Annotated in this window: 23 protein-coding genes and 1 tRNA gene; 17 read left to right on the plus strand and 7 right to left on the minus strand. The window is 63.1% G+C overall.

Annotated features, from left to right (window positions below; all coding sequences use genetic code 11):
• The first annotated feature begins 83 nt into the window (after positions 1-83).
• The 6 genes from RIN61_RS16045 to RIN61_RS16070 all read left to right on the plus strand — a co-directional run bounded on the left by RIN61_RS16045 (position 84) and on the right by RIN61_RS16070 (position 3,116).
• Positions 84-467 carry a YkgJ family cysteine cluster protein gene (locus RIN61_RS16045; RefSeq protein ID WP_112252047.1) on the plus strand — a complete coding sequence of 128 codons (384 nt, stop codon included), beginning with the start codon at positions 84-86 and terminating at the stop codon, positions 465-467.
• A 484-nt stretch (positions 468-951) separates the two neighbouring features.
• A complete protein-coding gene (locus RIN61_RS16050) occupies positions 952-1,173 on the plus strand; it encodes a hypothetical protein (RefSeq protein ID WP_181457336.1) in 222 nt (73 codons plus the stop codon).
• The gene (locus tag RIN61_RS16055; protein WP_112252049.1) at positions 1,170-1,421 is read left to right on the plus strand and encodes a DUF3077 domain-containing protein; all 252 of its coding nucleotides are present in this window, start codon (positions 1,170-1,172) and stop codon (positions 1,419-1,421) included. The genes RIN61_RS16050 and RIN61_RS16055 overlap by 4 nt, the downstream gene beginning before the upstream one ends.
• Positions 1,422-1,516: 95 nt before the next feature.
• Positions 1,517-2,080 (plus strand): GNAT family N-acetyltransferase, encoded by a 564-nt coding sequence (locus RIN61_RS16060; protein WP_112252050.1) that lies wholly within the window; start codon positions 1,517-1,519, stop codon positions 2,078-2,080.
• A gap of 87 nt (positions 2,081-2,167) precedes the next feature.
• Positions 2,168-2,707: a hypothetical protein gene (locus tag RIN61_RS16065; protein ID WP_207877734.1), complete on the plus strand. Its 540-nt coding sequence runs from the start codon at positions 2,168-2,170 to the stop codon at positions 2,705-2,707.
• Between the two features lie 22 nt (positions 2,708-2,729).
• Positions 2,730-3,116, plus strand: a complete 387-nt coding sequence (locus RIN61_RS16070; protein ID WP_112252061.1) for a lysozyme inhibitor LprI family protein — start codon at positions 2,730-2,732, stop codon at positions 3,114-3,116.
• 302 nt (positions 3,117-3,418) lie between these two features.
• Here RIN61_RS16070 and mnmH read toward each other — a convergent pair whose 3' ends face one another.
• Together mnmH and selD are read right to left on the minus strand one after the other, a co-directional pair.
• A complete protein-coding gene (mnmH, locus tag RIN61_RS16075; protein WP_313852833.1) occupies positions 3,419-4,531 on the minus strand; it encodes a tRNA 2-selenouridine(34) synthase MnmH in 1,113 nt (370 codons plus the stop codon).
• Positions 4,531-5,565 (minus strand): selenide, water dikinase SelD, encoded by a 1,035-nt coding sequence (gene selD / locus RIN61_RS16080; protein ID WP_112252053.1) that lies wholly within the window; start codon positions 5,563-5,565, stop codon positions 4,531-4,533. Before selD ends, mnmH begins: the two co-directional genes overlap by 1 nt.
• A gap of 125 nt (positions 5,566-5,690) precedes the next feature.
• On the opposite strand from selD, the gene RIN61_RS16085 reads away from it, so the two are divergent.
• From RIN61_RS16085 to phnE, 4 genes are read left to right on the plus strand one after another with little or no spacing between them, the layout of a single operon-like run.
• Positions 5,691-6,545: a putative selenate ABC transporter substrate-binding protein gene (locus tag RIN61_RS16085; protein ID WP_112252054.1), complete on the plus strand. Its 855-nt coding sequence runs from the start codon at positions 5,691-5,693 to the stop codon at positions 6,543-6,545.
• A 20-nt stretch (positions 6,546-6,565) separates the two neighbouring features.
• Entirely contained in the window at positions 6,566-7,360 is a 795-nt protein-coding gene (locus RIN61_RS16090) for a phosphonate ABC transporter ATP-binding protein (protein ID WP_313852836.1), read from the plus strand.
• A complete protein-coding gene (locus tag RIN61_RS16095; RefSeq protein ID WP_313852838.1) occupies positions 7,354-8,181 on the plus strand; it encodes a PhnE/PtxC family ABC transporter permease in 828 nt (275 codons plus the stop codon). Before RIN61_RS16090 ends, RIN61_RS16095 begins: the two co-directional genes overlap by 7 nt.
• A complete protein-coding gene (phnE, locus tag RIN61_RS16100; RefSeq protein ID WP_313852840.1) occupies positions 8,178-8,945 on the plus strand; it encodes a phosphonate ABC transporter, permease protein PhnE in 768 nt (255 codons plus the stop codon). The genes RIN61_RS16095 and phnE overlap by 4 nt, the downstream gene beginning before the upstream one ends.
• A 136-nt stretch (positions 8,946-9,081) precedes the next feature.
• On the opposite strand, the gene RIN61_RS16105 is transcribed toward phnE, so the two are convergent.
• Complete coding sequence (locus tag RIN61_RS16105; RefSeq protein ID WP_252378808.1) at positions 9,082-9,975, minus strand: bestrophin family protein; 894 nt, start codon at positions 9,973-9,975, stop codon at positions 9,082-9,084.
• Between the two features lie 199 nt (positions 9,976-10,174).
• On the opposite strand from RIN61_RS16105, the gene RIN61_RS16110 reads away from it, so the two are divergent.
• Complete coding sequence (locus tag RIN61_RS16110; RefSeq protein WP_207877722.1) at positions 10,175-10,420, plus strand: helix-turn-helix domain-containing protein; 246 nt, start codon at positions 10,175-10,177, stop codon at positions 10,418-10,420.
• A 95-nt stretch (positions 10,421-10,515) separates the two neighbouring features.
• Here RIN61_RS16110 and RIN61_RS16115 read toward each other — a convergent pair whose 3' ends face one another.
• From RIN61_RS16115 to RIN61_RS16125, 3 genes are read right to left on the minus strand one after another with little or no spacing between them, the layout of a single operon-like run.
• Positions 10,516-11,418: a transporter substrate-binding domain-containing protein gene (locus RIN61_RS16115; RefSeq protein WP_207877720.1), complete on the minus strand. Its 903-nt coding sequence runs from the start codon at positions 11,416-11,418 to the stop codon at positions 10,516-10,518.
• A 27-nt stretch (positions 11,419-11,445) separates the two neighbouring features.
• On the minus strand, positions 11,446-11,796 hold the full coding sequence (locus RIN61_RS16120) for a RidA family protein (RefSeq protein WP_112252058.1): 351 nt from the start codon (positions 11,794-11,796) through the stop codon (positions 11,446-11,448).
• 28 nt (positions 11,797-11,824) lie between these two features.
• Positions 11,825-13,066, minus strand: coding sequence for a D-amino acid dehydrogenase (locus RIN61_RS16125; protein ID WP_313852845.1), 1,242 nt, complete (start codon positions 13,064-13,066; stop codon positions 11,825-11,827).
• Between the two features lie 108 nt (positions 13,067-13,174).
• On the opposite strand from RIN61_RS16125, the gene RIN61_RS16130 reads away from it, so the two are divergent.
• Positions 13,175-14,083 (plus strand): LysR family transcriptional regulator, encoded by a 909-nt coding sequence (locus RIN61_RS16130; RefSeq protein WP_207877716.1) that lies wholly within the window; start codon positions 13,175-13,177, stop codon positions 14,081-14,083.
• Positions 14,084-14,295: 212 nt separating this feature from the next.
• Here the strand turns inward: RIN61_RS16130 and RIN61_RS16135 are convergent.
• Positions 14,296-14,380 (minus strand) — tRNA-Leu (locus RIN61_RS16135).
• Between the two features lie 107 nt (positions 14,381-14,487).
• Between RIN61_RS16135 and queA the strand changes: the two genes are divergently transcribed.
• The 5 genes from queA to secF all read left to right on the plus strand — a co-directional run bounded on the left by queA (position 14,488) and on the right by secF (position 19,890).
• Positions 14,488-15,537, plus strand: a complete 1,050-nt coding sequence (gene queA / locus RIN61_RS16140) for a tRNA preQ1(34) S-adenosylmethionine ribosyltransferase-isomerase QueA (RefSeq protein ID WP_112250695.1) — start codon at positions 14,488-14,490, stop codon at positions 15,535-15,537.
• A gap of 14 nt (positions 15,538-15,551) precedes the next feature.
• Positions 15,552-16,667, plus strand: coding sequence for a tRNA guanosine(34) transglycosylase Tgt (gene tgt / locus RIN61_RS16145; protein ID WP_313857622.1), 1,116 nt, complete (start codon positions 15,552-15,554; stop codon positions 16,665-16,667).
• Between the two features lie 42 nt (positions 16,668-16,709).
• The gene (gene yajC, locus RIN61_RS16150; RefSeq protein ID WP_016713216.1) at positions 16,710-17,045 is read left to right on the plus strand and encodes a preprotein translocase subunit YajC; all 336 of its coding nucleotides are present in this window, start codon (positions 16,710-16,712) and stop codon (positions 17,043-17,045) included.
• A gap of 63 nt (positions 17,046-17,108) precedes the next feature.
• Positions 17,109-18,971 (plus strand): protein translocase subunit SecD, encoded by a 1,863-nt coding sequence (secD, locus tag RIN61_RS16155; protein WP_112250697.1) that lies wholly within the window; start codon positions 17,109-17,111, stop codon positions 18,969-18,971.
• Between the two features lie 10 nt (positions 18,972-18,981).
• The gene (gene secF / locus RIN61_RS16160) at positions 18,982-19,890 is read left to right on the plus strand and encodes a protein translocase subunit SecF (RefSeq protein WP_013971011.1); all 909 of its coding nucleotides are present in this window, start codon (positions 18,982-18,984) and stop codon (positions 19,888-19,890) included.
• Positions 19,891-19,999: the final 109 nt, after the last annotated feature.

Here is a 19,999-nt window from a genome sequence, read left to right on the forward strand (position 1 = left end):
CCCTCTATCCAGCCGCCCCCGCTTGGATTGAAAATGGTGCCGCGGGTCAGCCCCGATAACAACAACCTTCCCTTCGTGCCATCATGTCCGAATATAACCCTTGCCTTGACTGCGGCGCCTGCTGCGGGTACTTCCGTGTGTCCTTTTTCTGGGGCGAATGCCAGTCTGCCGGGGGCCTTGTGCCGGACGACCTGGTGGTACAGATCAACCCCACCCGCGTTGCCATGATCGGCACCGATGCCAAACCCTGCCGATGCGTCAGCCTTGAGGGCGAGATCGGCAAAGAGGTGGCTTGTAGCATTTATGCCAACCGCTCCAGCCCGTGCCGCGAGTTCGAGGCGTCGTGGGAGGGTGGGGTGCATAACCCCAGCTGCGACGATGCGCGGGCCGCGTATGGGCTGCCACCGCTGACCCCGCCAGAGGCCAATGAGCCGCATTGGCCGGATGATGGGGCTGAGGTGGCCTGATCGTACTTCGTTAGCCTGTACCGCCCCTTTCGCGGGTGAACCCGCTCCCACAGGAATTGCGCCGCTTTCAAGGCTGGTGCAGTACCTGTGGAGACCATGGGTACCGCCGCCATTTCAAGGCCAGCGCAGTACCTGTGGGAGCGGGTTCACCCGCGAAAGGGCCGTCAGCTGTAAGAAGATTCTGAACTTGATACCAAATGCTTCAGGTTCTCTAGAATTGGGAATTATCCTACGACCTCAGTCGGATGCCGTCTGATAGGCAGGGAAGAATCACAGCGGTAATTTCGCCGTTCGCCCATATGGCGAGCGAGTGTGAGAACTCGTTGTTGGTTGTCTTCCTGCCAGTTCATGGCAGCTGTGCGCGTGCAGGCTTCGGCCTGACCGTGGTGACTCCAACACGGGCTTCTCACCACGCGCACGGCTGCCGCCCAAATCTGTGAGAAGGATTCAGGTGGTTGCTCCTTTGAACCCATTGGAGTTGATCATGAACAAACCCGTACCTGACCCACCCGTTTCAGACCTTACCTACCAAGCCGCCAAGTCCCAGGCCACTCAGGTCATGGACAACCTCTCCGGTACCATCCTCCAATACCTCGACGCCGAAGCCCCAGCCCTGCGTTCCAGCCTGCTGGAAGCGATGTCTGCCCAGACCGACCTGCTACAAGCCCTGCTAGCCCAGATGAAAGCGCAGGAGACGAAGGCATGAGCGAGCACCTGAAATCCCGCACCACCGCCGGCGTGGAAAAGTTCCTCGAGCTGTACCGGGTAGAGCCGGGCGTTCCGCTGGATCTGGCATTCGATGAACTGTCGGTGCTGATCGGCTGCATCAAGCACCTGAACGAAGAGGCCGAGATGGAGGGTGACAAGATCGCTGGCAGCGCAGCGAGAATTCTCAGTGCCATGGCCAAGGCGCTGATCAATGATATGGAAGTGGGCCTGAATCGCGGCGCCTGAAACTTTAACCGGGGCTGCGCAGCAGCCCCGGGATGCTCGAACCATACGCATGCCGTTAAACTGTCATCTCCCCAGCAATGGACAGGAGATCCGGCGTGACCCCACCCCGCAGTTTCCCCAGTGACCTCTGCCTCGACAGCCCGCGTCTGCAATTGCGCCCCATGCGCCATGCCGATGCCGCGCAATGGCTGGCGATCATGGCCGATCCCGAGGTGATGCGCTATTGGCACCATGCACCTTGGCAAGACCTGGCCGAAGCCGAAAGCGCCCTGGCCGCCGACCGCGAAGCCTATGCCAATGGCGACCAGCTCAAGCTCGGCATGTACCGCCGCGACAACGGCGAGCTGATCGGCATGGTCCAGCTGTTCAACATCGACGATGTGTCCCGCCGTGGCGAGATCGGTTACTGCCTGGCCAGTGCAGTGCAAGGCAGGGGGTACATGGACGAAGCCTTGACCTGTTTCATCGATTACCTCGCCCATACCCTGCACATGCGCCGCCTGGAGGGCGAGATCGACCCGCGCAACCTCGGCTCGGCGCGCACCCTGGAGCGCCAAGGGTTCGTCCTCGAAGGCACTTTGCGCGCGCGCTGGTGCGTAGCCGGTGAGCTGTCTGACTCAGGCATCTACGGCCTGTTGCTGGAGCCGCCGGTTGCCTGATCGGCCTGTCACCCCATAGAAGGTTTGGAAGCGGGGCGAGCCCTGGGTTATGGTCGCAGCCTGTCCCGTTTCCCCCAGGAATCCCCTTTGCCTGTCTTCTACCTGAGCATCAGCCTGGCGCTGTACCTGTCCGCCCTGTTTTTCGATGGCGCGCTGATGAGTGGCGACCGCCACATGCCGGCCCTGCAGATGCTGCTGTACGGGCCATGGGGCATGCCCTTCGGCCTGTACCAATGGTTCGCCAACCCGCTGCTGGCCCTGGCGATCCTGGCCCATCGACGCTTCCGGCGGCTGGCGTTGCTGGCTGGGTTGGTGGCGGTGTATCTGGCGGCCAGCAGTTTCGGAATTGACCGCTTGCCGGACAACCAGAGCTACGCGTTTCATGAGCTGACCGGCCTGGGTGCCGGTTTCTACCTGTGGCTGGCGGCGATGGTGGTGTTCTGCATGGGGCAGGCCTGGCATTGCTGGAAGGCACGCAGCGCCGATGACATGCCGGGCTGGACCTGGCTTGATGTGGTGCTGATTGCGGCGCTGGGTGTGGCGTTTTATGCGGCTACGCAGATGCCAGCGTTGCGCTTCGAGCCGGGCAACGTACTGATGCCGCCGGAGCAGCCGCAGACGCTTTGATATTCACCAGGGGAGCATGAACATGAGCAAGCGTTACCTGAGCGGCCTGGGACTGGCCTTTGTACTACCCTTGGCCATGGCGGAGGACTACACGCCGGGTTACCAGCAATGCATGGACCAGGCTTCGAGTACCGTGGCCATGGGCGAATGTATCAAGGCTGAGACGCAAATGCAGGACCAGCGGCTGAACCGGGTTTACAAGCAACTGATGGGCAAGCTGGACGCCGCGCAGCAGAAGAGCCTGCGCGATGTGCAGCGCAAGTGGATTGCCTACCGCGATGGCAACTGCCAGTTCCATGTGCAGGCCAGCGGCGGGACCATGGCACAGCTGGAAGGCGGGACATGTCTGATGAACATGACCCGAGACCGGGCGGCGGAGCTGGAGCGGGTGCTCAGCCCGGGGCAGTGAGGGCGACCGTTCCGGCCTATTCGCGGGTGAACCCGCTCCCACAGGGACCGCACCTGACGCGAATCCCATGCGGTCGGCTGGAGCAGCTGCCTTGCTCAAGTGTTGAAAGCTGTTGCGATCACTGTGGGAGCGGGCTTGCCCGCGAACACGGGCGAAGCCCGTGCCATCCACTGCGTTGTCTGCTTCGCGGGCTCGCCCGCTCCCACAGGTATTGCGCAGGTCTTGAGAGCAGCGCTGTCGGGGTGGAAGCTGGCTTGTCGTGGCGACGAACCGCGGCGATGGGGCGCGAAGCGGCCCTGGTGCTACTTGCGCGGTTCGCGCAGGGCCCGGGCCTTGAGGTACTCGCGCACTTCCACCGCATCCCCGGCAAACTCGATGCGTTCTGCCTTCGCGGCCCGCTGGTAGGCATACATCGGGTCGTAGTACTCGTTCAACAACCCTTCGATCCAGCCCCGATGCAGGTCCACCGCACCACTGCGCTGCTGCTCTTCCAGCGCCTCGCGCAGGATCTCCGACAAGCGCTGATAACGCTCGCCCCCCAGGCGCTTGTAGATATTGGCCATGCTCTGCAACATGCGCTCGGCAAACAACCGGCGGCCTTCCTCCTCGCCATGCACGCTGACAAACTCGGCACTCAGGTTGACCACGTAGTCGCGCAGGATGCGCTCCACCCGGTTGGCGAAGCTGTCTTCCAGCCACACCAGCGGGTAATGCTGCATGCCCTGATACAGCTCCAGCGGCACCGTGCAACTGCCCACGATGCGGCCTTCATCCTCCAGCACGAACTGCTCGATGCCACGGGCGCGCTTCTTCAATACGTCAATGGCCAGCTGGTTCTCGAAATCGATCTGCGCCGGCTGCGCGGTGGCGCGCTTGCCGAAGCTGGAACCGCGATGATTGGCATGGCCTTCCAGGTCCAGCACGTTATCCAGCTGGTGCAGCACGTCGGTCTTGCCGGTGCCGGTCAGGCCGCCCACCAACACGAAATCGCATTGCTCCACAGCCTGCTCGGTGGTCTCCAGCAGGAAGGTACGCATGGCCTTGTAGCCACCTTTGACGCGCGGGTACTGGATGCCCGCTTCGTCGCGCAACCAGCCTTGCACGATCTGCGAGCGCAGGCCGCCACGGAAGCAGTACAGGTAGCCTTCCGGGTGCGTCTTGGCGAACGCTGCCCAGGCCTCCAGGCGTGCCTGCTTGGTGGCGCCGCTGACCAATTGGTGGCCAAGGGCGATGGCGGCGGCCTGGCCCTTCTGCTTGTAGCAGGTACCGACCCTCTGCCGCTCCTGATCATTCATCAGCGGCAGGTTGACGGCACCGGGAAAGGCGCCCTTGGCAAATTCGACAGGTGCACGCATGTCCATCATCGGCACATCGTCGAGGAACAACTGGCGGAAGTCGGTGCAGTCGGGGCGCATCAGATCACCTCGACCGCATGGCTCTGTCGCTCGACCAGCTTGCCGATCGGCGCCAGTTGCAGGCCCAGTTCGGCGGCCACCGCCAGGAACTCGGCTTCACCTTCCGGACTAACCGCCACCAGCAGGCCGCCGCTGGTCTGTGGGTCGCACAGCAGGTGCTTCTGGTCGTCGCTCAGGGCGCCGATCTTGTGGCCGTAGCTGTCGAAATTGCGCAGGGTGCCGCCAGGGATGCAGCCCTCGGCCAGGTAGTGGTCGACGCTTGGCAGGCGCGGTACGGCAGCATAGTCCAGGTGCGCGGTAAGGCCACTGCCTTCGGCAAGTTCCACCAGGTGGCCGAGCAGGCCGAAACCGGTGACGTCGGTCATGGCCTTGACCCCGTCGAGCTTGCCGAAGCGGCTGCCGGGGGTGTTTAGGGTGCACATCCAGTCGCGGGCCAGGCCCTGGTCCTGGGGGCGCAGCTTGGCCTTTTTCTCGGCGGTGGTGAGGATGCCGATGCCCAGTGGCTTTGTCAGGTACAGGCGGCAGCCTGCGCTGGCGGTGTCGTTGCGCTTGAGGTGGCGCTTGCTGACCACACCGGTGACGGCCAGGCCGAAGATCGGCTCGGGGGCGTCGATCGAGTGGCCGCCGGCCAGCGGGATGCCGGCTTCGGCGCACACCGCTCGGCCACCGCGGATCACTTCGCGGGCCACTTCCGGCGGCAGCACGTTGACCGGCCAGCCGAGGATGGCAATGGCCATCAGCGGGTCGCCGCCCATGGCGTAGATGTCGCTGATGGCGTTGGTGGCGGCGATGCGGCCGAAGTCGTACGGGTCATCGACGATCGGCATGAAGAAGTCGGTGGTCGAGACCACGCCGCGCTCGTCGTCCAGCGCGTACACTGCAGCGTCGTCACGCGAGGCGTTACCCACCCACAGTTTCGGGTCCAGGGCCTGGGTGCCGCTTTCAGCGAGGATCACATCCAGCACCTTGGGGGATATCTTGCAGCCACAGCCGGCACCATGGCTGTACTGGGTCAGGCGAATCGGCTCGCTCATATGTACCTCAGCAGGTCAAATTGTCGCGCGATTGTAGCAAAGCTGGCCTTTGCGCCTGCGCCTCTTATAATTCCCGTCGTCGGCGCATAGACCGACCTTCCCCGCTATTGAACCGGAGAACACCCATGCTCAAACGCCCTCTGGCGCTCGCCGCCGGCCTCGTGCTGTCTTGCTGTGCCGTTGTCACCCAGGCCGCCGACATCCTGCGAGTCAGCGCCATTCCTGACGAAGCGCCGACCGAGCTGCAGCGCAAGTTCAAACCGTTGGGCGAGTACCTGGCCAAGCAGCTGGGCATGGAGGTGAAGTTCGTGCCGGTGGCCGATTACCCGGCAGTAGTCGAATCGCTGGCCTCCAACCGCCTGGACATGGCCTGGCTGGGGGGCTTCACCTTCGTGCAGGTGCACTTGAAGGACCCTGCCGCCACGCCGCTGGTGCAGCGTGAACAGGATGCGCAGTTCACTTCCAAGTTCATTACCGCCAACCCCGACGTGAAGAGCCTGGCCGACCTCAAGGGCAAGTCGTTTGCCTTTGGTTCCATTTCGTCGACCTCGGGCAGCCTGATGCCGCGTTACTTCATGCTCAAGCAGGACAACATCAAGCCTGAAGACTACTTCGGCCGTGTTGCCTACTCCGGTGCCCACGATGCTACCGTGGCCTGGGTGCAGGCCGGCAAGGTCGATGGCGGCGTGCTCAACGCCAGCGTGTGGCAGAAGCTGGTGGATGCCGGCAAGGTCGATACCGCCAAGGTGAAGGTGTTCGCCACCACACCGACCTACTTCGACTACAACTGGACCGTGCGCGGCAACATGGACCCGGCGCTGAAAGAGAAGATCAAGAAAGCCTTCCTCGGCCTCGACCCGGCCAACCCGGAGCACAAGGCGATCCTCGACCTGCAGGCAGCCAGCCGTTTCATCGAGACCAAACCTGAGAACTACGTGGGCACCGAACAGGCTGCACGCGAGGCCGGCCTGCTCAAGTGACATCGACAGTGGCTTCCAACGTGGCTATCCATCTGCACGGGGCCGGGCTGCGTCATGGCCAGGTGCGTGCACTTGATGGCGTAAGCCTGAGCATTGGCCAGGGCGAACGCGTCGCCATCATCGGGCCGTCGGGAGCGGGCAAGTCCAGCTTGCTGCACCTGATGGCGACCGCCGTCCAGCCCAGCAGCGGGCGCCTGGAGCTGCTCGGCGAGCAGCCCTGGGCGTTGTCCGCCAGGGCCCGCCAGCGCCTGCGTGCGCGGGTAGGCCTGGTGCACCAGGCTCCGCCCTTGCCGCCGCGCCAGCGGGTAGTCACGGCGGTGCTGGCCGGCCGCCTGGGGCAGTGGGGCGTGCTGCGCGGTCTGCTCAACCTGCTGTACCCAAGTGATGTGCCTGGGGCGCGCCAGGCACTGGCCGAACTGGGGTTGGCCGACAAACTGTTCGTGCAGTGCGGGCAATTGTCCGGTGGCCAGTTGCAACGGGTGGGCATTGCCCGGGTGCTGTACCAGCGGCCGCAGGTATTGCTGACCGATGAGCCGGTTTCGGCCATGGACCCGGTGCTGGCCGACCACAGCCTGGCCTTGCTCAACCGCCACGCTCAGGCCAATGGCGTGACTCTGGTGGCGAGCCTGCATGCCGTGGACCTGGCGCTGGCGCACTTCCCCCGGGTGATTGGTATCCGCGAAGGGCAGGTGGCGTTCGACTGCCCGGCGCAAGCGGTGACCGAGCAGCTGTTGGACGCCTTGTACGCCAACGAACAACTGGCTTCACCACCGAGCCAGGGGGCGACCCTGACCGTGCAGATTCCACGATGCTGAAGCTTGATGCCCGCGACCCGGCGCTGCTGCCGCGGCTGCTGCTGACCCTGCTGGCGGTGGCGGTGCTGTGGCCTGGCATCCGGTTGAGCGAACTGAACCCCGTGGTGCTGCTGCAGGCGCAGAACCGCCAGCAGATCGCCAGTTTTACCAGCGCTTTCTGGCCGCCGGCACACGATGCCGACTTCCTTTCGCTGCTGTATGAAGCCACCTTGCAGACCTTGGCCGTGGCCACGGTCGGCATGGCGTTGGCGTTGCTGCTGGCGGTCCCTGCCGGGTTGCTGGCCAGCCGTGCCTTGTCGCTGCGCGCCGCTTCCCGTGGTGGTCGCGCCGGTTTGTGGTCGCGCCTGCTGCGCCTGCCGGTGCGCTGGTTGCTGATTTTCCTGCGCAGTGTGCCGGAAATCGTCTGGGCGTTGCTGTTCGTGCGGGCCGTAGGGCTGGGGCCGACAGCTGGCGTGCTGGCCATTGCCATTACCTACAGTGGCATGCTCGGCAAGGTCTATGCCGAGATTTTCGAGTCGGTCGACCAGCGCCCGGCCCATGCATTGCTGCAGGCGGGTAGTGGCCGCCTGGCTGCATTTCTCTATGGCATCCTGCCCAGTGCGGTGTCCGAAGTGGTGTCCTACACCGTGTACCGCTGGGAGTGCGCGATACGCGCCTCGGTGGTGATGGGCTTCGTCGGTGCTGGTGGGCTGGGGCAGCAGATCGACCTGTCGATGCGCATGTTCGCGGGAGCGGAAGTGGCAAGCATGCTGCTGACGTTCCTGGTGCTGGTGATGCTGGCCGACCTGCTCAGCCGCTTCCTGCGTTGGAGGCTGGCATGAACCGGGTCATCAATTGGCTGGTGCTGGGCGCCATCGTGGCTGCGGTGATGGCCTCGTTCGCTTACCTGGAGCTGGACTTGCAGGCGCTGGTCGGCAACGGTGGGTTGGGGCAGATGGGCGAATATGCCGGGCGTTTCCTGCACCCGGACCTGTCTGCCGGGCACCTGCGCGCGGTTGCGCACGGGGCGTTGGAAACCCTGGCCATGTCGGGCTTGGGTACTTTGTTGGCCATGCTGTTGGGCATCCTGTTGGCGCTGCCGGCCGCTGGCCGGTTCGGTTGGCCGTTGCAGGCCTGCGCGCGGTTGCTGCTGAATGCCTTGCGGGCCATCCCGGAACTGGTGTGGGCCGCGCTGACGGTACTGGCGGCCGGGCTTGGGCCGAATGCCGGTACCCTGGCGTTGGCGCTGCATACCGCTGGCGTGCTGGGGCGGCTGTTTGCCGAGGCGCTGGAGAACGCACCGCCGGAGCCGGCGGCAGCCATCCGCTTGCAGGGTGGTAGCCAGGTTGCTGCATTCTGCTTTGGCACCTTGCCCAATCTGTGGCCGCAGTTGTTGGCTTACAGCCTGTATCGCTGGGAGAACAACATCCGCATGGCCAGCGTGCTGGGTTTTGTCGGGGCTGGCGGGTTGGGGCAGATGCTGTACACCACCTTGAGCCTGTTCCAGGAGGCCCAGGCCAGTACCGTGATCATGGGGATGCTGGTGCTGGTGTTGCTGGTGGATGCATTGAGTGATGTGTTGCGCCAGCGTTATGTGCGGGCCTGACAGATAGTCGGGGCCGCCTTGCGGCCCTATCGCGACACAAGGCCGCTCCTACAGGCGAAGCGCTGCTTGGATGCTTGCGCGGTCCCTGTAGGAGCGGCCTTGTGTCGCGATGGGCTGCAACGCAGCCCCGGATCCCTCAGGCACCAACAACGTCCGCGCACTGCGCTTCCCGCTGCATCGACTCCAGGTTCCGCTCGATCGTCTCGCAAATGCTGTCCATCTGGATCTGGTGCTCACTGAAGCGAAACGGGCTCTGCAAATCCGTCCCGATCCGCTCGATGGCCAGCAGCATGAAGCCCACCACCGTCGAAGCCAGCGGCGTGAACCAGCCCAGCGATTCCACCAGCCCCACCGGCACGATCAGGCAGAACAGGGTGATGAACAGCCGCGGAAAGTACACGTAAGGGTAGGGCAGCGGCGTATTGGCGATTCGCTCCATGCCACCCTGGGCATTGGACAGGTCCACCAGTGTCGACTCCAGCCTTGCCAGGCGAATGCTGTCCAGCCGCCCGGCCTGGTATTCCCGCGCCAGCAGCGCTGCCGACCCACTCAGGATGTCGTTGGCGAAGTTGTTCGAGCGGTTGCGTCGCTCGAATTCCGCCGGCGGGATGAACGCCATCAGTTCATCCGGGCAACGCTCACCCTTCAGGTGTGCCGCCAGGCAGTTCACATAGGCGATATGCCTGCGCAGCAGGGTGGCTTTGACCGGATTGAGGCCGTCACCCGGGTCATCGATCAGGGTCAGTGTCTGCCGTGCGAAGCTGCGCGAGCTGTTCACCAATGCCCCCCACAACGTGCGCGCCTCCCACCAGCGGTTGTAGGCGCTGCTGTTGCGGAAGCTCACCAGCACCACCAGCGCCGAGCCCAGCAAGGTCAACGGAATCAGCGGCAGGGTGAACTTGCTGTTGAAGAACAGCATGAAGTCGATGGTGACCAGCACATCCCAGATCAGCAGCCAGAACAGCGACCAGCCGATGTAGCCGATGGTTTTCACAGCCAGGCGGTACTTGCGGGTGATGATGTCTTTCACATGGGGTACCTCGAAACGCTGGGGATGCAGGATCGGACGTCGAGGGATGGGCATGGTTCGGTGTGGTTCGTCAGGGGTTGTTACCAGACATGTTCACTGTCAAGCGAGTAAGAAAAGGACTGCAAGTTTTTAGGAGGGTGCGCTGTGGAGTACTTAACAGGGGGCTGTCACGCTCTTGTTGCCTGTTCAGGGGACGTCGATGCAAAAACTGATACCGTTTGACCTAATGGATTTGCTGAATTGCGAAGAAGCCATTCAAGAATATTTGTCTCAGGTTATGAGTGGTGCTGATCATGCTGAAATAGCCCGAGCCACTATTTACACAGAGGAAGCTCGGGCGAGAAATAAGCGGGTTGTTGAATCACCCGCTTTATCTTTAAAACGCCAGCCACGTGACATTACCGCATCCCCAATGCCGAACGGCACGAAGCCCAGCTGTGGATAAAACCTGAACCTGCGGTGTTTAGATAGAAGCACGACACCATTCTTCTGGTGCCGTGCTGCTGGTCATCGCATGCGGGTTTCGACGTCAAATCGGCGCTACTGCACCGGATCACTCACCGGCTTGGAAAAGATGGCCTTGAGTTCGCTGGTCATCGGGAATTCCAGGTTCAAGCCTTTGGGCGGAATCGGCTGTTGGAACCAGCGCTGGTAGATCCCGTTGATTTCCCCTGAGCTGTACAGCTCGCCCAGCGCTGCATTTACCAGCGCCAGGAACTGTGGGTCATCCTTGCGCACCATGCAGCTGTAGATTTCCCGCGACTGCTCTTCCCCGACCACCACCCAGTTGTGCGGATCACGGGCCTTGGCGCGTTCTCCGTAGAGCAGCGCATCGTCCATGTAGAACGCCGCCGCTCGGCCGGACTGCAACATCTGGAAGGCTTCACCGTGGTCCTTGGCGCTGATCACGTACATGTCCATCTTGTTATCGACGTTGTAGCTTTTCAGATAGCGTTCGTTGGTGGTGCCAGCGGTGGTTACCACGTTCTTGCCGCGCAGGTCGGCGAAACTCTTGATCCCGCTGTCTTTGGCCGTCAGTAATTGACCTTTGACATAGATGAACCCATAGGAAAACGCCACCTGCTTCTGGCGCTCTGCGGTGACGCCGGTCGAGCCGCACTCCAGGTCAACGGTACCGTTCTGTACCAGCGGAATGCGGGTCTGCGATGTCACCAGGTTGTACTTCACCTTGAGCTGCGGCAACGCCAGCTTCTGCCGCACGCGCTCGACGATCTTGCTCGCCAGGTCTACCGAGTAACCCATGGGTTGGCCGGAGTGGTCGCCCACGTAGGAGAACGGCACCGAAGCATCGCGATAGCCCAGGGTGATGCTGTTGGCTTTGGCGATCTTGCTTAATGTAGGGCCCTGCGCTGCTTCATCGGCATGGGCCTGAGTCGCCAGCAAAAGGGCAAGGGTGCAGCCGATCAACGTGATTTTTTGCATTGTTGTTCTCCGTTGTGGGTAAAGGGGTCAGCGACGTGCGGCGATCACGGATATTTCCACCAACACCTGCGCACGCGCCAGTTCGGCCTGCAAGGTAGTGCGGCTTGGGGCCTGGCCGGGCGACAGCCAGGCGGACCATACTTCGTTCATCGCTGCGAAATCCTGGTCGATGTTTTTCAAGTAAATGGTTGCGCTGAGCAGGTGGTCCTTGTCGCTGCCCGCCTCGGCCAGCAAGGCGTCGATCTTTTCCAGTACCTGGGCAGTCTGGCCGCCTGCATCGGTGGCGTCGCCCGGCACCTGGCCGGAGAGAAACACCAGCTCGCCGAAGGTTACGGCGGCGGACAGGCGTGGGTTGGGCTGGATACGGACGATGGTCATCGGGTAGTCCTTTCAGGTGGCGCAGGGTTCAGGCCGCGCGGGGCGTGAGCCCCTGCAGGTCGATGGAGGGGCGGCGTTGGCCGATCAGTTCACTGAGCAAGCGTGCGCTGGCGCAGGCCAGGGTGAAGCCAAGCGCACCATGGCCGAGGTTGAGCCAAAGATTGCGATAGGCCGTTGCGCCCAGCAGCGGCACGCCGCTCGGGGTGGCCGGCCGCATGCCGGCCCATTCGATGGCATGGTCGTAGTCACCGGCATTGGCGAAGGTTTCGCGTGCCTGGCGTTTGAGCAGGGCCAGGCGCTTGGGGGCCAGCGAGGCATCGAAGCCAACGATGTCGACCATCGCCGCCACGCGCAGCTGCTCACCGATACGGGCATAGACGATCTTGCGGTCGTAATCGGTGATGCTCAGGTCTGGCGCCCGGTGTTGCGTGCCGATCGGTACTGTCAGGCTGTAACCCTTGAGCGGATACAGCGGCAGGTCGATGCCCGGCAGTGCCAGCATCGTACTGCGATGGCCGGCAGCAACCACCAGTTGCTCCACCGGCAGCACTTCGTCGCCCAGTTCGATCGCACTCACCACGCCATGTGCATGGCGAATACCGGTCACGGCCTGGCCCAGGCGGAATTCGCAACGCCCCGACGCCCGCAAGCGCGCGGCCAGTTGCTGGCAAAAAGCGTGGCAATCACCCACTTCTTCATCCGGGGTATGGATGGCGCCAACGAAGGGCGTCTGCGCCAGGGCCGGGTCGAGGCGGGCGCAGTCTGCGTGCGACAGCACCTGTTGTTGCTGGGGGGCAGCAAGGTTCTTGCGCGCATGGTCGAAACTGCCGGCCTGGCGGAAGGTGACCAGCTTGCCATTGCGCCGCCAGTGGAAACCCTCCAGGCCATCTTCTTCACGCCAGGCCTGCAAGGTGGCTTGGCTCAACAGCGCCAGGCGCAACAGGTGGCCTGCATTGGCGCGGTTGACCGAGGAGCGGCAAGCAGCGAGGAAAGCGGCCATCCAGCGCCACTGCGCAGGGTCGAAGCGCGGGCGCAATTTCAGTGGCGAGTCACCGCGCAGCATCCAGCCTATGGCTTGCAGCGGCACACCGGCGTCGGCCAACGGCGCCACGTAGCGATAGGACAACTGGCCACCGTTGGCGAAGCTGGTTTCACTGCCCAGCGCGTCGCGAGCCTCTATCAGGGTCACATCGAAGCCGTCGCGCACCAACGCATAAGCCGTTGCCAGACCAATGACGCCGCCACCGATGATGCTTGCATGCTGAGCCATGTCAGTCCTTGAATCGTTGTTGGAACGAGGCCGAGGTTAGGGCCAGGTGACAGGTGGCGAAAAATGAATAAAGATCGCTGAGCCATAAACAAAGGTTATGGACTTGCCATGCGTCTTCGCCATATCGAGATTTTCCAGGCTATCCGCCAGACCGGCTCGGTCAGCGGTGCCGCGCAGTTGCTGCACGTTTCCCAGCCTGCGGTCACCAAAGTGCTGCAACACGCCGAGCAGCAGCTGGGTTTCCCGTTGTTCCTGCGTGTGCGCGGCAAGTTGCAGCCCACGCCCGAAGCGCTGGAGCTGGAGCGTGAGGTGGACAAGGTCACCGAGAGCCTGCAAGGGGTGCGACGCCTGGCGCAAAGCCTGCGTCGCAAGCCGGGCCACAGCCTGCGCATCGGTGCGACACCGGCACTGGCCCTGTCGCTGCTGCCGCCGGCGATCCACGAGTGGGTCCAGCGTTATCCGGACATCGCCTGCGAGCTGTCCAGTGCTCACAGCCGCGAACTGGTGCAGAACCTATTGATGCGCGAGATCGATGTTGCCCTGACCCTGCAACCACCCGATCACCCCGCGCTCAGCGCCCAGGCGCTGGCCAGCGGGGTGTTGGTGGCGTTGGCACCGGCAGGCTACTGGCCGCTGGAAGATGAAGGCAAACCGCTGTCGTTGACGGCCTTGGCCGATGCGCCCTTGATCGGGCTGTCCAGCGCCGACCCGCTGTCGGTCCGCCTCGACAGCTACCTCAAGGCGGTCGAGCCGCCGCCACGGGTCAGCATTGCGGTGCAGACCTATTCACTGGCTCGGGCGATGGTCGAATCCGGTGCAGGGCTGGCGGTCATCGACCCGTTCACCGCGCTTGGCGCATCGCCCGCGGCCACCACCATTCGGCCCCTGGCCCCGGCGCTGCCGATCACCTTGTATGCGGTGACCCGTACTGCCGAGCCGCCACCGCATACCCTGCGCGAGCTGCTTAGTCTGTTCAGCAGCCGTGCGCAGGGGCAGCTGGATCGTTGGCGCTACTGATGGACATGACAGAAAAGTTGGCGCGATCTCTGTAGGAGCGGCCTTGTGTCGCGAAAGGGCTGCAACGCAGCCCCAGCAATTTCAATTTTTGCGCATCAATCCTGGGGCCGCGTTGCGGCCCTTTCGCGACACAAGGCCGCTTCTACAGGGCTGGGCGCGGCCAAATCGCAGGCGAAAAAAAACCGACCATAAAGTCGGTTTTTTCCGGATCTTGGTGCCCCGAGGGAGACTCGAACTCCCACTCCTTTCGAAAACGGATTTTGAATCCGCCGCGTCTACCAATTCCGCCATCAGGGCATGTGGCGCGCAGTATAGAGAGCCACCGCTGGTCGGTCAATCGGCTTTCATGGTCAATTTTCACACATTGGGCTAAACTTCCCGGCCCTGCCGAACCGAACATCATCATGCGCGTCGCCGATTTTTCCTTCGAACTCCCCGATTCCCTGATCGCCCGCCACCCGTTGGCCGAGCGCCATGGCAGCCGTCTGCTGGTGCTCGATGGGCCAACCGGCGCGCTGGCGCACCGGCAATTTCCCGATTTGCTCGAGTACCTGCGCCCGGGCGACCTGATGGTGTTCAACAACACCCGGGTCATCCCGGCGCGCCTGTTCGGCCAGAAAGCCTCCGGCGGCAAGCTGGAAGTGCTGGTCGAGCGCGTGCTCGACAGCCACCGGGTGCTGGCCCATGTGCGTGCCAGCAAGGCGCCGAAAGAAGGCGCGGTGATCCTCATCGATGGTGGCGGCGAGGCCGAAATGGTCGCGCGCCATGACACGCTGTTCGAGCTGCGCTTCACCGAAGAGGTGCTGCCACTGCTCGACCGCGTCGGCCACATGCCGCTGCCGCCTTACATCGACCGCCCGGACGAGGGTGCCGACCGTGAGCGCTACCAGACCGTGTACGCCGAGCGCGCTGGTGCGGTCGCTGCGCCCACCGCTGGCCTGCACTTCGACGAGGCGCTGCTGGAAAAGATCGCCGCCAAAGGCGTCGAGCGGGCTTTCGTCACCTTGCACGTGGGCGCGGGCACCTTCCAGCCAGTGCGGGTCGACAAGATCGAAGACCACCACATGCATAAAGAGTGGCTCGAAGTGGGCCAGGATGTGGTCGATGCCATCGAAGCCTGCCGCGCCCGCGGCGGCCGGGTTGTCGCGGTGGGCACCACCAGCGTGCGCTCGCTGGAGAGCGCGGCGCGCGATGGCGTGCTCAAGGCCTTCAGCGGCGACACCGACATCTTCATCTACCCGGGCCGGCCGTTCCATGTGGTCGACGCGCTGGTCACCAATTTCCACCTGCCGGAGTCCACGCTGCTGATGCTGGTCTCGGCCTTCGCCGGCTACCCCGAGACCATGGCCGCCTACGCGGCAGCGGTCGAGCAGGGGTACCGCTTCTTCAGTTACGGTGATGCCATGTTCATCACCCGCAATCCGGCGCCACGCGGGCCCGAGGATCAAGCATGAGTCGCACCTGTCGAATGTCCTTCGAACTGCTGGCCACCGACGGCAAGGCCCGTCGTGGCCGCATCACCTTCCCACGTGGCACCGTGGAAACCCCGGCGTTCATGCCGGTGGGCACCTATGGCACGGTCAAGGGCATGCTGCCGCGCGACATCGAGGCCATCGGCGCCGAGATGATCCTGGGCAACACCTTCCACCTGTGGCTGCGCCCGGGCACCGAGGTGATCAAGAAGCACAACGGCCTGCACGACTTCATGCAGTGGAAAGGCCCGATCCTCACCGACTCCGGTGGCTTCCAGGTGTTCAGCCTGGGCGCCATGCGCAAGATCAAGGAAGAGGGCGTGACCTTCGCCTCGCCGGTCGATGGCGCCAAGGTGTTCATGGGCCCGGAAGAGTCGATGCAGGTGCAGCGTGACCTGGGCTCGGACGTGGTGATGATCTTCGACGAGTGCACGCCGTACCCGGCCGAGCACGATGTGGCGCGCGCGTCCATGGAGCTGTCGCTGCGCTGGGCCCAGCGCTCGAAGAACGCCCACGCCGACAACTCCGCGGCGCTGTTCGGTATCGTCCAGGGTGGCATGTACCAGGACCTGCGCATGCGTTCGCTGGAGGGCCTGGAAAACATCGGCTTCGACGGCCTGGCCATCGGTGGCCTGTCGGTGGGCGAGCCCAAGCACGAAATGATCAAGGTGCTGGATTACCTGCCGGGCCAGATGCCTGCTGACAAACCTCGTTACCTTATGGGGGTAGGCAAACCGGAAGATCTCGTTGAGGGTGTGCGCCGCGGCGTCGACATGTTCGACTGCGTGATGCCGACGCGTAACGCGCGCAACGGTCATCTGTTCGTCGATACAGGGGTGATCAAGATCCGCAATGCGTTCCATCGCCACGATGATTCGCCGCTGGATCCGACCTGTGATTGCTACACCTGCACCAACTTCTCCCGCGCCTATCTCCATCACCTGGACAAGTGCGGCGAAATGCTGAGCAGCATGCTGAATACCATCCACAACTTGCGCCATTACCAGCGCTTGATGGCCGGTTTACGCGAGGCTATTCAACAGGGTAAATTGGCCGCCTTTGTCGACGCCTTCTACGCCAAGCGCGGGCTTCCTGTGCCGCCTTTGGACTGACTGTCCGCATTCATTATTAGAAAATTACATTAGGAGTGCCCAATGAGCTTCTTGATCCCCGCCGCATACGCGGACGCTGCTGCACCTGCCGCCGGCCCAGCCGGTACCGGCTTCGAGTGGATTTTCCTGGTCGGTTTCCTGGTCATCTTCTACCTGATGATCTGGCGCCCGCAGGCCAAGCGTGCAAAAGAGCAGAAGAACCTGCTGAGCAACTTGCAGAAGGGTGACGAAGTTGTCACCAACGGCGGCATCGCCGGCAAGATCATCAAGGTTTCCGATGATTTCGTGGTACTGGAAGTTTCCGACAACGTCGAGCTGAAGTTCCAGAAGGGTGCCATCGCGGCCACCCTGCCAAAAGGTACGCTCAAGGCTATCTGAGTTACCGGTTTTTCTTTCCAGTCGGGGCGCGCAACGCGCCCCGCGTCTTGAACGGGCGGCGTGATGCTGAACAAATATCCTCTGTGGAAATATGCACTGATCGTGCTGGTACTGGTGGTCGGTTTCATTTATTCCGCACCCAACCTCTACCCGGATGATCCGGCGGTACAGATCAGTGGTGCCAGCTCGGCGCTGCAGGTGAACCAGGCCGACCTCGACCGCGTCAGCAAGGCGCTGGGCGATGCCAACATCGCCGTCAAGGGCGCCAGCCTGGGTGAGAAGGGCAGCGGGCTGATCCGCCTGACCAATCAGGAAGACCAGCTGCCAGCCAAGGATGTAGTGCGCAAGGCACTGGGCGATGATTACGTCGTGGCCCTGAACCTGGCCCAGACTACCCCGCAATGGCTGCGCAACCTGGGCGCAAGCCCGATGAAGCTGGGCCTGGACCTGTCCGGTGGTGTGCACTTCCTGCTGGAAGTGGACATGGACAAGGCCATGAGCGCCCGCATGAAAGTCTACGAAGGCGAGGTCAAGACCTTGCTGCGCAAAGAGCGCGTCCGCTACCGCAGCCTGCCTCAGCAGGATGGCGGCATCATGCTGGGCTTCGCTGACGATGCTACCCGCGAACAGGCACGTGCCCTGATCCGCAAGAATTTCAATGATTTCGACCTGACAACCACCGAGCGTAACGAGCTGGCGGTGCTGCGTCTGGCGCTGACCCAGGCGAAAGTCGCCGAGATCCGCGAATACTCGATCAAGCAGAACCTCACCACCGTCCGCAACCGTGTCAACGAGCTGGGCGTGGCAGAGCCGCTGGTACAGCGCCAGGGCGCCAACCGCATCGTGGTCGAGCTGCCAGGCGTGCAGGACACTGCCGAGGCCAAGCGTATCCTGGGTAAAACCGCCAACCTGGAGTTCCGCTTCGGTGCCGAACCGGGCGCGTCCAAAGCCACTACCGAGGTGTTCGAGTTCCGTGAGGGTGGCCGTTCCGCTGCGGTCGAGCGCGGCCTGATCATCACTGGAGACCAGGTAACCGACGCCCAGGCCAGCTTCGACGAACAAGGTCGTCCGCAGGTGAACATCCGCCTGGATGGCCACGGTGGCGAGCTGATGACCCGCGCTACCCGCAGCAACGTCGGCCGCAGCATGGCGGTAATCTTCATCGAGCAGAAGCCGGTTACCCGCTACGTCAAGCAGACCGTCGACGGCGTCGAGAAGGACGTTGCTGTACAGAGCTTCCAGGAAGAGAAGAAAATCATCAGCCTGGCGACCATCCAGTCGCCGCTGGGCAGCCAGTTCCGCATCACCGGCCTGAACGGCCAGGGCGAATCGTCCGAACTGGCCCTGCTGCTGCGTGCCGGTGGCCTGGCTGCGCCGATGTACTTCGCTGAAGAACGTACCATCGGCCCAAGCCTGGGTGCCGACAACATCACCAAGGGTATCGATGCGTCGCTGTGGGGCATGCTGTTCGTCTCGCTGTTCATCATCGCCATCTACCGCGCCTTCGGTGTGATCGCCACCATTGCCCTGGCGGGCAACATGGTCCTGCTGCTGGCGCTGATGTCGCTGCTGGGCGCCACCCTGACCCTGCCGGGTATTGCCGGTATCGTGTTGACCATGGGTATGGCGGTGGACGCCAACGTGCTGATCTTCTCGCGTATTCGCGAAGAGCTGAACGCCGGCATGTCGGTGCAGCGCGCCATCCACGAAGGCTTCAACCGCGCCTACACCGCGATCATCGACGCCAACCTGACCAGCCTGCTGGTCGGCGGCATCCTGTTCGCCATGGGTACCGGCCCGGTCAAGGGCTTCGCGGTCACCATGTCCCTCGGGATTTTCACCTCGATGTTCACCGCCGTCATGGTGACCCGTGCAATGGTCAACCTGACCTGCGGCGGGCGTGACATCAAGAAGCTGTGGGTTTGAGGGAGCTGCGATGAAAACCATCAACTTCATGGGCGTGCGCAATGTCGCGTTCGCCGTTACCGTGCTCCTCACCGTGCTGGCGCTGTTCAGCTGGTGGCAGAAGGGCCTGAACTTCGGCCTGGACTTCACCGGCGGTACGCTGATCGAGCTGACTTACGAGCGCCCGGCCGACCTCAAGGCGGTGCGTGCCGAACTGGTCAACTCCGGCTTCCACGAGGCGGTGGTGCAGAGCTTCGGCGCCACCACCGACCTGCTGGTGCGCATGCCGGGCGATGACCCACAGCTGGGCAACAAGGTAGCTGAAGCCCTGCAGAAGGCCGGCGGCGACAACCCGGCCAAGGTCAAGCGTGTCGAGTTCGTCGGCCCGCAGGTGGGTGAAGAACTGCGCGACCAGGGTGGCATGGGCATGCTCCTGGCACTGGGCGGCATCCTTATCTACCTGGCCTTCCGCTTCCAGTGGAAGTTCGCCGTGGGCGCGATCGTCTCGCTGATCCACGACGTGGTGGTGACCCTGGGTATCCTGTCGTTCTTCCAGATCACCTTCGACCTGACGGTGCTGGCGGCGGTGCTGGCGATCATCGGCTACTCGCTGAACGACACCATTGTCGTGTTCGACCGGGTGCGCGAGAACTTCCGCGTCATGCGCAAGGCCTCGCTGATCGAGAACATCAACGTTTCCACTACCCAGACTCTGCTGCGGACCATCGCCACCTCGGTTTCGACCTTGCTGGCCATTGCCGCGCTGCTGTTCTTCGGTGGCGACAACCTGTTCGGCTTCTCCCTGGCCCTGTTCATCGGCGTCATGGCCGGTACCTATTCGTCGATCTACATCGCCAACGTGGTACTGATCTGGCTGAACCTGAGCAGCGAAGACCTGATCCCGCCGGCCAAGACCGACGGTGTGGACGACCGTCCGTAAAGCGTGTTCCACGCCGTTTGGCGGCCAGAAAGGCGCGAGTATTGAACTCGCGCCTTTTTTTTTACTCCAAGGCTGGGAGAAGGCGGGTCGGACCCGCGGGTTTTGATCA

The sequence above is a fragment of the Pseudomonas inefficax genome (assembly GCF_032164165.1).
Lineage (GTDB): Bacteria > Pseudomonadota > Gammaproteobacteria > Pseudomonadales > Pseudomonadaceae > Aquipseudomonas > Aquipseudomonas inefficax.